9 protein-coding genes and 1 pseudogene are annotated in these 14,870 nt (G+C 72.4%); 5 read left to right on the plus strand and 5 right to left on the minus strand.

Annotation, left to right across the window (positions count from 1 at the left end; translation table 11 throughout):
* A pseudogene (locus tag ABT070_RS40835) lies at positions 1-192 on the plus strand (DUF4142 domain-containing protein); the annotation flags it as partial.
* Between the two features lie 149 nt (positions 193-341).
* Here ABT070_RS40835 and ABT070_RS40840 read toward each other — a convergent pair.
* Complete coding sequence (locus tag ABT070_RS40840) at positions 342-764, minus strand: MarR family winged helix-turn-helix transcriptional regulator (protein ID WP_351768020.1); 423 nt, start codon at positions 762-764, stop codon at positions 342-344.
* A 161-nt stretch (positions 765-925) separates the two neighbouring features.
* Between ABT070_RS40840 and eno the strand changes: the two genes are divergently transcribed.
* The gene (gene eno / locus ABT070_RS40845; protein ID WP_351768021.1) at positions 926-2,233 is read left to right on the plus strand and encodes a phosphopyruvate hydratase; all 1,308 of its coding nucleotides are present in this window, start codon (positions 926-928) and stop codon (positions 2,231-2,233) included.
* A gap of 256 nt (positions 2,234-2,489) precedes the next feature.
* Here the strand turns inward: eno and ABT070_RS40850 are convergent, their stop codons facing one another.
* A complete protein-coding gene (locus ABT070_RS40850) occupies positions 2,490-4,478 on the minus strand; it encodes an AfsR/SARP family transcriptional regulator (protein ID WP_351768022.1) in 1,989 nt (662 codons plus the stop codon).
* Positions 4,479-4,710: 232 nt separating this feature from the next.
* On the opposite strand from ABT070_RS40850, the gene ABT070_RS40855 reads away from it, so the two are divergent.
* A complete protein-coding gene (locus ABT070_RS40855; protein WP_351768023.1) occupies positions 4,711-5,589 on the plus strand; it encodes an alpha/beta fold hydrolase in 879 nt (292 codons plus the stop codon).
* A 180-nt stretch (positions 5,590-5,769) separates the two neighbouring features.
* On the opposite strand, the gene ABT070_RS40860 is transcribed toward ABT070_RS40855, so the two are convergent.
* Positions 5,770-9,522: a family 78 glycoside hydrolase catalytic domain gene (locus tag ABT070_RS40860; protein WP_351768024.1), complete on the minus strand. Its 3,753-nt coding sequence runs from the start codon at positions 9,520-9,522 to the stop codon at positions 5,770-5,772.
* A 753-nt stretch (positions 9,523-10,275) separates the two neighbouring features.
* Positions 10,276-11,127 (minus strand): aldo/keto reductase, encoded by an 852-nt coding sequence (locus ABT070_RS40865; protein ID WP_351768025.1) that lies wholly within the window; start codon positions 11,125-11,127, stop codon positions 10,276-10,278.
* 151 nt (positions 11,128-11,278) lie between these two features.
* On the opposite strand from ABT070_RS40865, the gene ABT070_RS40870 reads away from it, so the two are divergent.
* The gene (locus tag ABT070_RS40870) at positions 11,279-12,193 is read left to right on the plus strand and encodes a helix-turn-helix transcriptional regulator (RefSeq protein ID WP_351768026.1); all 915 of its coding nucleotides are present in this window, start codon (positions 11,279-11,281) and stop codon (positions 12,191-12,193) included.
* 74 nt (positions 12,194-12,267) lie between these two features.
* On the opposite strand, the gene ABT070_RS40875 is transcribed toward ABT070_RS40870, so the two are convergent.
* Positions 12,268-13,167: a helix-turn-helix transcriptional regulator gene (locus ABT070_RS40875; RefSeq protein ID WP_351768028.1), complete on the minus strand. Its 900-nt coding sequence runs from the start codon at positions 13,165-13,167 to the stop codon at positions 12,268-12,270.
* A 384-nt stretch (positions 13,168-13,551) separates the two neighbouring features.
* On the opposite strand from ABT070_RS40875, the gene ABT070_RS40880 reads away from it, so the two are divergent.
* Positions 13,552-14,586: a zinc-binding dehydrogenase gene (locus tag ABT070_RS40880; protein ID WP_351768029.1), complete on the plus strand. Its 1,035-nt coding sequence runs from the start codon at positions 13,552-13,554 to the stop codon at positions 14,584-14,586.
* Positions 14,587-14,870: the final 284 nt, after the last annotated feature.

Genomic DNA, 14,870 nt, shown 5'->3' on the forward strand with positions numbered 1-14,870 from the left:
ACCGGTCTGGTCGACTTCGACACCACGCTGTTCACCCAGACCACCCCGCCGAAGCTGCCCAAGTCGGACATGACCCCGCCGGTCCCGCCCGCCGGTCAGCCGCTGGTCGTCCTCACCCCGCCGCCGACCGCCACGGCCACCCCGGTGGACCTGGGCCCCGCCATGAACGGGCCGGCCGCCAACGGCGGCTGAGGCGTGTCGCGCCACGGGGAGCCGGCCCTGAGCTGAAGCCGAGAGCTTGGGGGTGCGTGCCGGGCGTCGGGGGGTGTCGGGGTGGGCGTCGGAGTCGAGGGCGCGACGGGGTCGGGGGAGCGGCGGCGCGGGCGTTGCCTGTCCGGGGACTAGCGTGTGGCGAGCCGTTCCAGCAGGGCGGCGCTCCGGGCCAGCAACGACCGTTCCTCATCCGTGAGTTCCGCCTCGATGGCCTGCGCGAGCCAGCCGGCCCTGCGGCCGCGCTCCGCTTCGAGCGCGGCCCGGCCCGCCTCCGACAGCTCGACCAGCGACTTGCGGCCGTCCGTGGGGTGCGCCCGGCGCGTGATCAGGTCCTGTTCCATGAGCAGCCCCACCGCTCGGGCCATCGACTGGGGGCGTACGCGCTGATCGGCGGCGAGGTCGCTGGTGGTCATGGCGCCGTTGCGGTCGAGTGCACCGAGCACGGCGGCCTGGCCCAGCGGGATGCGGTCCTCGTGTTTGACGCGTCGGGTGAGCTTTCCCATCGCGGTGCGCAGTTCGGCGGCGATGGCGGCGGCTTCCGAGGTGGGCATAGGGCACTTTACCCCGCTGATCAGCAGTGTTGTGCAGCTGATATGTACAGCATTGCTGTACAGCAAAACTGAGCAGCATTGCTGTACAGTTTGGCTGTCGGGCTCAGCGCCAGCGTTGCCGCAGCCGGGGCCACGGCACACGACAACGGGAAGGGACTCCCATGTCCGCAAAGGCAGCCGGAACCGTCGACGCCGCCATCGAGACCGTCACCGCCCGCCGGATCATCGACAGCCGGGGCAACCCCACGGTCGAGGTCGACATCGTCCTGGCGGACGGGTCCCTGGGGCGAGCGGCTGTCCCCTCCGGCGCCTCCACCGGCGCCCGGGAGGCCGTGGAACTGCGCGACGGCGACTCCGCGCGCTGGCACGGCAAGGGCGTCGACCGCGCGGTGGCCCACGTCAACGGGGAGATCGCGGCGTCCGTGCGCGGCCGGGACGCGGCGGACCAGGCGGGGCTCGACGCCGCGCTGGTCGCCCTCGACGGCACCGCCACGAAGTCCCGGCTCGGCGCCAACGCGATCCTCGGCGTCTCCCTGGCCGCCGCCAAGGCGGCCGCGGCGGCCCACCGCCGGCCCCTCTACCGCTACCTCGGCGGCGCCGACGCCCACCTCCTGCCGCTGCCGATGATGAACATCGTCAACGGCGGCGCCCATGCCGACAACCCGCTGGACTTCCAGGAGTTCATGATCGCGCCCGTGGGCGCGGACACCTTCGCCGAAGCCGTCCGCATGGGCAGCGAGATCTTCCACACCCTGCGCCGCGACCTGCTGGCCGCCGGGCACTCCACGGGCGTCGGCGACGAGGGCGGCTTCGCGCCCGCGCTGCGTACCGCTGAGGAGGCGCTCGACTTCGTGATGACCGCCATCGAGCGCACCGGCTACCGCCCCGGCACGGACATCGGCCTGGTCATGGACCCGGCGTCGTCCGAGTTCTTCCGCGACGGGATGTACGACTACGCGGGCGAGGGGGTGCGCCGGACCCCCTCCGAGCACGCCGACTACCTCGCCAAGCTCATCGACGCCTACCCGGTCGTCTCCATCGAGGACCCGATGGCGGAGAACGACCTGGACGGCTGGCGCGAGCTGACCGCCCGCGTCGGCGACCGCTGCCAGCTCACCGGCGACGACGTGTTCTGCACCGACGAGGCGCTGCTGCGCGAGGGCATCCGCACCGGCGTCGGCAACTCGGTCCTGGTCAAGGTCAATCAGATCGGGACTCTGACCGAGGCGCTGGCCGCGGTGACCACGGCCCACGAGGCGGGCTGGACGGCTGTCATGTCGCACCGCTCGGGCGAGACGGAGGACACCACCATCGCGGATCTGGCGGTGGCGACCGGCTGCGGTCAGATCAAGACCGGCTCGCTCTCCCGCTCCGACCGCACGGCGAAGTACAACCAACTGATCAGGATCGAAGAGGAGCTGGGTGACTCGGCGCGCTTCGCGGGCCGCTCCGCACTGCGTCGGGCGTGAACAGCGGGCAGAGGTGAAGACCACGCGGGCCTCCGATCACGATCGGGGGCCCGCGTGCGGGCAGCAGCCGTTGGGTGGCCCCGTTCGCCCGTGAGGCTGTCAGCACCACGGCGTGTCGGCGCCGTCGATACCGGCCTCGTGGTGGCCGAGGCGGTGGAGACGATGCTGGCCAGGACGGCCTACCGGCCCGACGCCGCCACCCCCGACGCCGCCCCCTCCCGGCACCGGTGCCCGGCCCGTCGCTTCGGCGTGTCCGTCAGCGGAGGGCGGACTCCAGCACCGTCAGTTGCCGTGCCGTCGGCCCCAGCGTGACCAGTCCGCTCCCGGCGCCGGCGACCTCGTCGGCCGCCGGCAGCAGCTGCGTATGCGCCCGCGCCATGACGGCCCGGTCGCCGACGGCGACCGCCGCGCGGGCCGTCAGACACCACAGCGCCTCGAACATCAGGTCGCGCGGCGGCGGTGCGGTGCCGTGCAGCGCCGCGCGCGCATCCCCGGTCCGCCCCCCTTCGGCCAGCAGCAGGGGCCGGACCCACGGTTCGTACGGTCCCCAGTCGGCGGCCTCGTCGAACCCGTCGAGTGAGGCTCCGTGCCGCAGCCGCAGGCAGAGCCGGGCCAGTGGCAGCAGACCCCGCTCCAGGCCGGGCATGCCCGAGCCGCGCAGCGACGCGGCGGCCTCCTCGTAGGCGTCCTCCGCGGCCTCGCGCGAGCCGGTGGTGGCCGTCCGCAGCGCGCGGTACCAGGTCGTGAACACCGACACCAGGGGCAGGTCGTGTCTGGCCGCCAGCCCGTCCACCGCGGTCGCGTGCCGGTCGGCCCCCGCCAGGTCGGCCAGCGCGCAGCGCGCCTGGATGCGGACGAGGTGGCCCAGCACCTCGTACCGGACCAGATCGTGGTGGGCCGAGAGTGCCTGGATCTCGGCGCCGATCGCGTCGCGGCGGGCGGCGAGTCCGGCCCGGTGGAAGGACTGCATGAACGTCCCGTTCAGGGCGAAGGCCAGCAGCCCGGCGTCATCGAGACGCCGGGCGATCTCCTCCGCCTGACCGGCGGCCTGGAGAGGACGGGCCAGGATCCCGGACGGAGCCTCGTCCGCGGGGAGGGTGCCGCGCGACTCGACCGCGATCGTCGCCAGCAGGCGGCAGCGTGCCGCTTCGTGGGTTCCCGGGGCCAGTGAACGCAGGGTGCGCTCCGCGGTCTCCACCAGTAGGCGCGCCTGCGCGGGATCGTCGGAGCGGGTCCAGATCGCGGGGACGTCGTAGACGCCGATGACGCGGGCCGTCAGCTCCGGGTCGTCGAGCTGCTCCGCAGCCGCGACGGCGGCCACCCGATGACGGCGGGCCGCCTCCAGACCGCCCCCGCCGGTGACGGCGAGGTCCCGCATCAGGCCGACCGTCGACTCCAGCCGGGTTCGGGCACGGGAGCCCAGCACCCCCTCGTAGGCAGCCGTCGCCTCCGCCCACACCCGGTCCACGGAGGAGACCCCGGCGTCCGGGTCCAGGTGGTCGGCCTGCCGCAGGACGTCCTCCTCGAGCCGCCTCAGCCGCGGCCCGGGGTCCACGCCGAGCCGGTCCCGGAGCATGCCGCGCGCTCGGCGCAGCACGGACAGGGCGTCGGTCTGCCGTCCGGACCGGTAGAGGGCCAGCGCGAGCAGCCGCCAGGCGTCCTCACGCCACGGATGGTCGGTCACGTGCGCGTCCAGGTCGGGTACGGCCTCGGCCGCCCGTCCGAGGGCGATCCGCGCCTCGGCCCGGCGTTCGACGGCGTGCAGACGAAGTTCGGTCAGCCGGGAGCGCTCCGAGCGCAGCCACCGCTCGTCGCCGAAGTCGGCGAACGCGGGCCCGCGCCACCAGCCGAGCGCCTCGCCCAACCGCTCCGCCACCCGCGCCGGACCCGCCTCCCCGAGAGAGTCGACGACCTGCTCGAACCGCCAGGCGTCGACGTCGTCCTTGGGCACCCGCAGGACGTATCCGGACCCTTCCGTGATCAGCAGCCGGGGCGGTGTCCGGGGCGGCCGGTCGGGCTCCAGGGCGCGCCGCAGATCGCCGACGAAGGTCCGCAGCGAGCTGACGGCGTCACCGGGCGGCTCCTCCCACAGGTCCTCGGCGAGCCGTGCCACGGGAACGGCCCGGCGCCGGGCGACGATCAGCCGGGCCAGGACCGCGCGATGCCGTGGCCCCTTGAGGGCCAGCGGCTGCCCCGCCTCGTCCCACGCGGTCACCGCACCCAGTACCCCGAACTCCACGCGCACGCCGTCGCCCGTTCCTCGCAACCCTTTGAACAGGTCAAACCTACAAGCGTTCATCCGCTGCTGATTCGCCGCCCACAGGCTGAGGACATCGGCCGGGGCGCACACCGCCAGGGCCGAGGGCATGCAGGACATGCCACGCGGGGGAGGGCCGGGTCCGCCCGGATCCACCCCCGCCCGTCATCGAAGCGGGCCCGCCGGACGGGCGGGCCGCAACAAGGAAAGGCGCACAGTCATGACCTACGGCATCGCGGGATTCGACTACCGGCGAGTGGAGGTGGCGGACGGCGTGGAGCTGAACGTCGCCGTCGGCGGCTCCGGCACTCCCGTCGTGCTGCTGCACGGCTTTCCGCAGACGCACCTGATGTGGCGGCACGTCGCGGGGGACCTCGCGGCCGACCACACCGTCATCTGCCCGGACCTGCGCGGCTACGGCGACAGCGACAAGCCCGCCGAGGACGGGCCGGACGTGTACTCCAAGCGGACGATGGCCGACGACATCGTCGCCCTGGCCCGCGCACTGGGCCACGAGCGGTTCGCGCTCGCCGGACACGACCGGGGCGCCCTGGTGGCGTTCCGCGCCGGACTCGACCACCCGGACGTCATCACCCACCTGGCCTGCCTGGACGTCCTGCCGACCCTGGACATGTGGGAGGCGCTGCACGGCGTGCAGGCGGCCGTGGGCTTCCACCTGTACCTGATGGCGCAGCCGCCCGGCCTGCCCGAGCAGATGATCCAGAACAGTTCGGACGCGTTCTTCTCGTACTTCCTGGACGTCTGGGCCAACGACCCCGAGGCGGTGCCGCCGGGCATCCGCCAGGTCTACCTCGACGCCTGTCGCGCGGCCGTTCCGTCCATCGTCGCGGACTACCGGGCCTCGGCCGGCATCGACATCGAGCACGACCGGACCGACCGGGCGGACGGCCGCAGGCTGGCCATGCCGGTCTCCGTGCTCCAGCAGGACTGGGGCGCGGCCCTCGGCTACGAGGCCGCCACGCTGTGGGGCGCCTGGGCCGCCGACCTGGACCATTCGACGGTCTCCTGCGGTCACTTCATGGCCGAGGAGGCACCCGACGAGATCGCGAAGGCGCTGCGAAGCCTGCTGGCGCGCTGATCCACGCGAGCCGAGGCCCGGCCGTCACCCCCGAGGGGCGACGGCCGGGGGAGGAGCCTCCGGGAGGCGCTCCAAGCCGCCCGGAAGCGGCGCGGTTCACGGACGGTGTTCGGTTTCCGTCCCCGCGGCCGGGCGTGCGGGGACGGCACGGATCCGCCGTCCCCGTGTGCTCGGCGATGGTCAGGCAGCCGCGGTGAAGGTGTAGCTCCCGGCGGGCAGGTGATAGCTCGCCGGGCCCGTCGGGACCGCTTGGGGCGGGGCGACGACCGACTCCGGGCGTGGGGTGGGCACGGTGACGTCGGCGAAGGTGTTGACGGGTACGGTGACGTGCAGTCTCAGCCGACCGTCGGAGACCGACCACCTGCTCGCCGCGGTGCCGTAGGGGGTGGCGTACGTGCTGTCGGCGGAGGTCAGGCCCCCGCCGGGCAGCGGTGCGATGCGCAGGGAGGCGTAGCCGGGGGTCGAGGGGCTGAGTCCGCCGACCTGGCGGTAGAGGAAGTCGCCGACCGAGCCGAGACCGTAGTGGTTGAAGGAGTTCATACCCGGGTCGTTGAACGAGCCGTCGGTGCGGATGCCGTCCCAGCGCTCCCAGATCGTGGTGGCACCGTGGTCGATCATGTAGCCCCAGCCGGGGAAGCCGCGTTGCAGCAGTATCCGGTAGGCCGTCTCGACATGGCCGTGGTCGGCCAGCACGGGAAGGAGGTTCTCCACGCCGAGGAAGCCGACGCTGAGGTGTCCGTCCGTCGCCGCGACCTTGGCGGCGAGCTTGTCCGCGGCCGGCCGGGCCAGGGCGGCGGGCAGCAACTCGAAGGCCAGTGCCAGCACATAACCGGTCTGGGTGTCGCCCCGGACGGTGCCGTCGTCCGTCACGAAGCGGGTGCGGAAGGCCGCTGCCACCTGGTCGGCGAGCTGTCCGTAGGCGGTGGCCTCCGCGCTGCGGCCGGTGGCGGCCGCCATACGCGACACCAGGCGGGCCGACCAGGCGAAGTAGGCCGTGCAGATGAGGTCCTGGGCCGTGTTGTCGTTGACGTTGAGCCAGTCGCCGAAGGTCTGCCGATCGCGTATCAGGTCGCTGCCGGACGTGTTGCGCAGGTAGTCGACCCATTTGGCCATGGCCGTGAAGTGCCGTTCGACGACGGTGAGATCGCCGAAGCGCTGCCACAGCGTGTAGGGAACGATGGTGCCGGCGTCACCCCAACCGGCCGTGCCGGAACCGCCGATGACCGCGGGCGCGACGTCCGTGAAGGCGCCGTCGGCCTGCTGGGCGTCCACCAGGTCGTCGACGAACTTGGCGAGGAGGGCGTGTGTGTTCAGGTTGAAGGCGGACGTCGCGCAGAAGGCGGCGATGTCGCCGGTCCAGCCCAGCCGTTCGTCGCGCTGGGGGCAGTCGGTCGGGATCGAGAGCATGTTGCTGCGCTCTCCCCAGACGATGTTGTGCTGGAGCTTGTTGACCAGCGCGTCCGAGGTGCTGAACGTGCCCGGCTGCCCGGCGTTCGTCCACACCGCGCGACCGGTGACGGTGGTGTCGCCGGGCCGGAAATCGGAGGGCAGCCCGCTGAGTTCGACGTAACGGTAGCCGTGGACGGTGAACCTGGGCTCGTATGTCTCGATGCTCCCGGTGCCGGCGAGGGTGAAGACGTCGGTGGCCTGGGCGGCGCGCAGGTTCGTGGTGTAGAGCGTGCCGTCGGGGTTGAGGACCTCGCCGTGCCGGACGGTGACCGTGGTGCCGGCGTCCCCGCGGACGGCGATGCGGTTCCACCCGGTGAAGTTCTGTCCCATGTCGAAGATCCACACCCCCGGCTGCGGCTGGGTGAGCGACACGGAGCGGAACTCCTGCTGGACGGTGACACCGTTGTCGACCTGGGCCACGAGAGGGGGAGTGGGCCCCTCGTGGACGACGACGGTGGCCCAGCCGCTGTCGTCGAAGCCGGCCGAGTCCCAGCCCTCGGCGTGCAGTCGTGCGTCGTAGGTTTCGCCGTGGTACAGATCGTCCGCCGTGATGGCGCTCGTGCCGGTCTTCCAGCTGCCGTCGGTCTTCACCAGCTGAGTGGATCCGTCGGTGAAGGTGATGAGCAGCTGCGCCGCGTAGAACGGCTGGGTGCCGTATCGCCGGCTGCCGGCGAAGCCCAGACTGCCGGAGTACCAGCCGTTGCCGAGCCAGGCCCCGAGCGCGTTGGTTCCCCGCCGGACGTGCGCGGTGACGTCGAACACCTTGTACTGCACGCGCTTGGTGTAGTCGGTCCACCCGGGAGCCAGCACATCGTCGCCGACCTTCGCGCCGTTGAGCCGCGTCTCGTGCAGACCGAGCGCGGTGGTCAGCAGCCGTGCCGAGGCGATTCGCCCCCGCACGGTGAAGCTCTTGCGCAGCAGGGGGGCCGGCCCGACGACCCGTACGTTGGACGCCCACGGTCCGCCACCGTACGAGGCGACCGCGCGTGCGGCGGGCCAGTCACCGTCGTCGTATCCCGGGCTCTCCCACCCGGAGGGCGCGTCCTGGTGCGCTTTCCACGATCCGTCGGTGACCACGGTCGGGCCGCCGGGCACCGTGAGTTTGGCGATCATCCCGGCCGGCGACTGGCTCGTGTTCCGGCTCGCGACCGCGATCGTGTTGTCGCCGCCGCGAAGGTGCGCGGTGACATCGACCAGGGCTGCGCTCTTCCACGAGTCGGCGACCCGTCGTGAGGTGCTCACCGGGGCTCCGTTGACCCAGACATCCGCGGTGTCGTCCCCGGTGACGATCAGGGTCGCCGAGGCGGGGGCGCCCGCCAGGCTGAAGGTGCGCCGGAAGAAGCGGGTCGCGGCGGGTACTCCGGCCGCCGGATCGCCCTCCGGGTACCAGATCCAGGTGGCCCCGGACAGATCCGGGCCGGGAGGCCGCCCGATGAACGCGGCGGCCCACTCGTCCGCGGCGGCCAGCAGCCCGGTCTCGAACCACTGCGGCTTGCTCCACGAGGACGCCCGGCCCTGGACGTCCCAGACACGCACCCGCCAGAAGTAGCGGGTCAGGCTCGTCAGGGGCTTGCCCGCGTAGGCGATGTCGATCTGCCGGTCGGACACGACGCGGCCGCTGTCCCACAGGTCGCCCGAGCCGCGGGCCGTGGACGAGACCTGGATCCGGTAGCCGCCCTGGCGCTGCTGCTGCTCCGTCGCGTCGAGGACCCAGCCCAAGCGCGGGTGCGCCGTGTCCACGCCCAGCGGGCCGGCGAGTCGCTCCACGGTGCAGGCTGCCACGCTCAGCGGCGAGGGGGCCGCGAGATCGGGGGCGCTGACCTGGGTGTACCAGGGGGCTGTTCCGTAGGCGCCGAGATCGCGGGCGGCCGGCCAGCCTTCGACACCGAAGCCGGGCCGTTCCCATCCCGCGGCCACGGCCTTGCCCGCGGCCCAGCGACCGTCGGTGACGACATCGGTCGTGCCACCGGTGGTCAGGACGCGGAGCCGCCCGATGACGCCGGCGGCGCCGCCCCGGGTCCGGCTCGCCAGCGCGATGGTGTTGACACCCGTGGTCACGGCAGGCCGCAGGTCCACGTACAGGGCGTTGCGCCAGGAGCGGGCGGCTCTGGGAGAGCCGGCCAGAGGCTTTCCGTTGAGCCATACGTCGACGGTGTCGTCGCCGGTGACGACGAGCTGTGCGTCGGTCACCTCGCCCTCCGCGACGGTGAACGTCGTGCGGAAGTAGCGGTGTCCGGTGGGGGCCTCGGTGCCCGGATCCCCCTCCGGGTACCAGATCCAGTGGGCCGGGGTCAGCTCGACGGGAACGGCGTGCGGTGTGCCGGTGGCCGCCTGCGCGCTGCCGGCGAGCGTGCCGGCGGCTCCCGTCGCGAGGGCACCCGCCGCCAGGGCCGACGCCGTGCTGAGGAAGTGGCGTCGGCTGAACGGGGGCCGCTCGTGCGGCACGGGCGAGTCGGGGGTGGGGGGAGTGGACTGACTGGCCAACGGAGTACTCCTTCACGCGGGTCGGGCGAAGCAGGACGGCCGGGCTGAGCGGTGGACTCGGCGGCGACTCCCGGTCCGGGCGCAGCCTGTGGCGGATGGGCGAGCGAGGATCGGGGCAGCACGAACCAAGCGTCCAGTGGGATTGAATCGTTTCAAACGGTCAAGACGCTGGAAAGCTATGAGAGTTGACGGGTGTCGTCAAGAGATGCGCCACATGGTTCCCCGGCGTTGTGTGCCCCATTCGGTCACAGCGCGTGGTGGGTCCGGTCGGATACCAGGGCATAGCAGAAACGGTGGGGGTGGAAGGGAGCGAGGGGGTGGAAGGGGCCGAGGCGGCGGAGGGGGGCGAGAGGGTGGAGGTGGCCGAGGAGGCCGAAGGCGTCGGGGGAGGCGAGGAAGCCGAAGGATCCGAGGAGGCCGCGGGGGGAGGGCGCCGGCCGGCGCGGTCGTGCGAGCGGAGAGGAGACCCGAGTGCCGGATCTTCCGCAGACGGCGGCACCTGCCACCACGCCGAACCCCGGACGGACCGCCACCACGCCGAACCCCGGACGGGCGGCGCCGAGAAGCTCCTTCTCCTCGCCTCCATGGCCGCGACGGCCACAGCCGGGCGCAGCGACACTTCTGCGCCCGCCAGGCCGTAGCGTGACCGCGGCAGTGCCGTTCACCGTCATCAGCCGCAGGTGGCTCTGCGTCCCCCACGCGCGGGAGGGGACGGAGAAGCGCCCCCGAAGCGGTCCGGGGGCGCCTCGGTGGTCAGCCGTCCAGGCGCCGTGCGCTGAGCCAGCTCACCATCGCCGGGTCGCGGTGGTCGAAGAACAGCGTCGCCCCGGTATCCAGCGCCGCGACGGCCGCCATCTGGTCGTCGGTGAGCTCGAAGTCGAAGACGTCGAAGTTCTCCGCCATGCGCTCGGCGCGGACCGACTTGGGGATCGCGACGACCCCGCGCTGGGTCAGCCACCGCAGCACGACCTGCGCCACGGACTTCCCGTGCTGTGCGCCGATCCCGCTCAGGACGGGATGGGAGAAGATGTCGTTCTTGCCCTCGGCGAACCCGCCCCACGACTGGATCTGGACCCCGTGCTCGCGCATGAGCTCCTGGTCGGCGGTGCGCTGGAAGAAGGGATGGGTCTCGATCTGGTTGACCGCGGGGGTGATCTCGTTGTTGAGCACGAGGTCGAGGAGCCGGTCGGGGTAGAAGTTGGCGACGCCGATCGCCTTGGCGCGGCCCTCGCGGTGAAGGACCTCCATGGCGCGCCACTGGCCGTAGACATCGCCGTAGGGCTGGTGCATCAGGTACAGGTCGAGGTGGTCCAGGCCGAGCTTGGTCAGGGATGCCTCGAAGGCACGCTCGGTGTTCTCCTGGGCGGGCGCGTCCTGGACCCACAGCTTGGTGGTGACGAACAGCTCCTCGCGCGGGATGCCGCTGCTCTTGATCGCACGGCCGACGGCTTCCTCGTTGCCGTAGGCGGCTGCTGTGTCGAGCAGTCGGTAGCCGGCGGCGAGGGCCTCGGTGACGGCCTGCTCGGTCTGCTCCGGCGGGATCTGGTAGACGCCGAAACCGAGGATCGGCATCTGGACGCCGTTGTTGAGGGTGACGGTCTGCATGGGACGTTCCTTGCCTTTCGCGGGTTCTTCGAGCATCCCGCCTTTCCGGCCCGGTCGGCAGGTCGAGCTGTGCCGGGGAGCGGCGTTCGGGGTAATGACAGGGCCCCCCACGCTCCTGCCACGCAGGTCAGTGCGGTGTGAGACTGGTTGCATGGCATCCGAGCAGAGCACAGACAGGAGCGGCGGCGAGCTGGGCCGGTTCCTGCGCGCGCGGCGCACGCAGACGAGCCCCGACCAGGTGGGCCTCACCGTGGGCGCCGGGCTGCGCCGCACCCCCGGTCTGCGCCGCGAGGAACTGGCCACGCTCTCCGGCATCAGCATCGACTACTACGTCCGCCTGGAACGCGGCAAGGAGACCCGCCCCAGCCCTGCCGTGCTCGACGCCCTCGCCCGCGCCCTGCACCTCGACGACGCGGAGGCCCGGCACCTGCGCGAGCTCGCCACCCGGGCCGCGCGGTACGCCCCCGAACCCCCGCTGCCGCCGAGCCGCACCGTGCGCCCGCACCTGAAACTGGTCCTGGAGACGCTCCGGCCGAGCCCCGCCTACGTCGTCAGCCGCAGCATGGACCTGCTCGCCTGGAACCCCGGCGGCCTCGCCCTGTTCGCGGGCCTCGCCGACTGGCCCGCCCCCCGGCGCAACATCGCCCGCTACCTCTTCCTCCACCCCACCGCGCGCGTCCTCTTTCCCGACTGGGACTACCAGGTCCGCGGCTGCGTCGCCCGGCTGCGCGCCCAGTCCGGCATGGACCCGGACGCCCCCGACCTCACCGACATGGTGGGCGAACTCCTGCTCAAGAGCCCCGACTTCGCGGGACTCTGGGAGCGCTACGACGTCGTCGGCCGCAAGAAGACCCAGAAGACCTTCCACCACCCGCAGGTCGGCGTGCTCACCCTCAGCGGCCAGAGCATGCACATCGAGGACACGCCCGGCCAGCGCCTCGGTGTCTACACCGCCGAACCCGGCACCCCCGACCACGACGCCATGCTCCTGCTCGACCTGACGTCTCCCCGACCCGCCGCGGATCCGGACACGATGGCCGAACAGCGACGGCGTACGCGATCGTGACCAACACGTCGTACGGCTCCAGGCACCGGTAGCCGAGGACGACCCGGCCCGTGCCGCGGCCGACGATCCCGACATCACGACCGGTCGTCGCGTGCCGGCGTCCGCTTCGCGGGCTGCTCCTGCCCGAGCAGGTCGAGCAGGACCATCGCGTCGTGATCCGCGGTGCCGGGCTCGGCGTAGTACGTCACCATGCGGTGGCCGGGGGTGCCTTCCAGTTCCATGGACTGGTAGCCGAGGGTCAGGTCGCCGATCTCGGGGTGGTGGAAGGTCTTGCGGCCGTAGGAGTGTCCCTTGACGTCGTAGCGCTCCCACAGGCGGGCGAACTCCGGGCTCTTCAGCAGGAGTTCACCGGCGAGCCGGGTGAGGTCGGGGGCGTCGGGGTCGGTGCCGGCCAGGGCGCGCAGCCGGGCCACGCAGCCGCGGACCTGGGTGTTCCAGTCGTGGAACAGCTCCCGTGAGGCGGGGTGGAGGAAGAGGTAGCGGGCGATGTTGCGCTCCCTGGGCGGCCAGTCCTGGATGCCGGGGAGGAGCCGCAGTCCGCCGGGGTTGGCCGCGAGCAGGTCGTCGGTGCGGCTGACGACGTGCGCGGGGTGGGGGCGCAGGCTCTCCAGGAGCAGCTTCACGCCGGGCCGGACGGTGCGGCTCGGCGCGGCGGCCGGCGCGGGCGCACTGCGCGCGGCACGGGCGGCCAGGCCGCGCAGGTGCTCGTGCTCGTCCTCCTCCAGCAGGAGGGCGCGGGCGAGGGAATCGACCACGGACGCGCTGGGCCGGGTCTCCTTGCCGCGCTCCAGGCGGACGTAGTAGTCGATGCTGATTCCGGCCAGGGTGGCCAGCTCCTCGCGGCGCAGCCCGGGCGTACGGCGCAGGCCGGAACCGGCCGTCAGGCCGGCCTCCTCCGGGGTCACCCGGGCCCGGCGGGCGCGCAGGAAGCGGCCCAGCTCGGTGCCCGCGCCGTTGTGCTGCTCGCTGTTCATGTCTTCCAGTCTGCGGGCCCCACGACCCGTGCGGCATATGGGTGGGGGGCCCTGTCACACCCCGGAACGCCGCTCCCCGGCACAGCCCGGCCTGCCACATGGCGCGCGGATCGGGGAGAGTCGATGGCATCGAAACCGGCACGGGGTCGCCGCGAACCGCTTCAGGGAGCACCTCGCGATACGTGAGGGGACCGGCGACGGCAGCCCCGAGACCGAGTGGCTCGAAAAGGCCCCCGACGAGGAGTACGACGCTCCGCGCAGGCGCACCCGGGGACCGACGGACCCGCGGTCGCTGTCCCCGGCCGGTTTTTGATCGTGGCGACCCCTGATCGTCGCGACCCCTGATCGATACCCATTCCCATCAACACAGCAGGGAGAAGTCTCATGCGAGCAACGCTGATGTACGGCGCCGGAGACGTGCGCGTGGAAAACGTCCCCGACCCGAAGATCCAGGACCCCACCGACGCCGTCGTACGCGTCGTGCGCTCCTGCGTCTGCGGCAGCGACCTGTGGCCTTACGGGTCGATGCCCGCCTCCGAAGCGGGCCGGCGCATGGGCCACGAGTTCCTCGGCGTGGTCGAGGACGTCGGATCGGAGGTGGCCGGGCTGAAGTCCGGTGACCTGGTGGTCGCACCCTTCGTCTGGTCGGACAACACCTGCGACTTCTGTAGCGAGGGGCTGCACACCTCCTGCCGTCACGGCGGCCAGTGGGGCCCGAACGGTGTGGACGGCGGCCAGGGCGAGGCCGTCCGCGTACCGCAGGCGCAGGGCACGCTGGTGAAGCTGCCGGTGGCCGAGGACTCGGCTCTGCTGCCGTCCCTGCTGACGCTGTCCGACGTGTACTGCACCGGCCACCACGGCGTCGTGACCTCCCGGGTCGCGCCCGGGAAGTCGGTGACGGTGATCGGCGACGGCGCGGTCGGACTGTGCGCGGTACTGGCCGCCAAGCGGCTCGGCGCGGAGCGGATCATCCTCATGGGGCGGCACGCGGACCGTACCGACCTGGGCCGGGACTTCGGCGCGACCGACGTCGTGGCCGAGCGTGGCGAGGAAGGCGTCGAGCGGGTGCGGGAGTTGACCGGTGGCGACGGTACGCACGCGGTGGTGGAGGCCGTCGGCGCCACACAGGCGATGGACACGGCGCTGAGCATCGTCCGCCACGGTGGTGTGATCAGCCGGCTCGGCGTCGCGCAGTACACCGGGATCCCGCTCGGGTTCGAGTCGATGATGGGCAACATCACGGTCACCGGCGGCGCCGCCCCGGCCCGCGCCTACATCGAGGAACTGCTGCCCGACATCCTCGACGGCACGGTCGATCCCGGCCGGGTCTTCGATCACACCGTCGGCTTCGACGGCGTACCGGACGGCTACCGGGCCATGGCCGACCGGACGGCCCTGAAGGTCCTGATCAAGCCCTGACCGACCGTCGTCGACGCGGACCGGTGGGCGAGGGCGAGTTCGCCGACGTCCGGAGGCGGACGGTCTTGCTGCCGTGGGTGTGCGCCCGTACGTCGTAGCGGCCCCAGAGCCCTACGAACTCCGGGCTCTCGGCCGGCAGTTCGTCGAAGAGCCCGAAGAGCCCGAAGAGCCCGAAGAGCCCGACGAGGTCGGGGCATCCGGGTCGGTGCCGTTGCCGCCGTTGCGCCGCTCACGTGCCATGGAACCAGTGCGGCGGGACGGGCAGGCCGGACAGGACAAGTGGG

Source organism: Streptomyces sp. NPDC002884 (assembly GCF_040295245.1).
GTDB lineage: Bacteria > Actinomycetota > Actinomycetes > Streptomycetales > Streptomycetaceae > Streptomyces.

Excerpts from the sequence above, each read along its gene's own strand:
- ABT070_RS40865 (WP_351768025.1), bottom strand. The coding sequence starts at position 11,127 with ATGCAGACCGTCACCCTCAACAACGGCGTCCAGATGCCGATCCTCGGT.
- ABT070_RS40880 (WP_351768029.1), top strand. The coding sequence starts at position 13,552 with ATGCGAGCAACGCTGATGTACGGCGCCGGAGACGTGCGCGTGGAAAAC.
- ABT070_RS40875 (WP_351768028.1), bottom strand. The coding sequence starts at position 13,167 with ATGAACAGCGAGCAGCACAACGGCGCGGGCACCGAGCTGGGCCGCTTC.
- ABT070_RS40855 (WP_351768023.1), top strand. The coding sequence starts at position 4,711 with ATGACCTACGGCATCGCGGGATTCGACTACCGGCGAGTGGAGGTGGCG.
- ABT070_RS40840 (WP_351768020.1), bottom strand. The coding sequence starts at position 764 with ATGCCCACCTCGGAAGCCGCCGCCATCGCCGCCGAACTGCGCACCGCG.
- ABT070_RS40870 (WP_351768026.1), top strand. The coding sequence starts at position 11,279 with ATGGCATCCGAGCAGAGCACAGACAGGAGCGGCGGCGAGCTGGGCCGG.
- eno (WP_351768021.1), top strand. The coding sequence starts at position 926 with ATGTCCGCAAAGGCAGCCGGAACCGTCGACGCCGCCATCGAGACCGTC.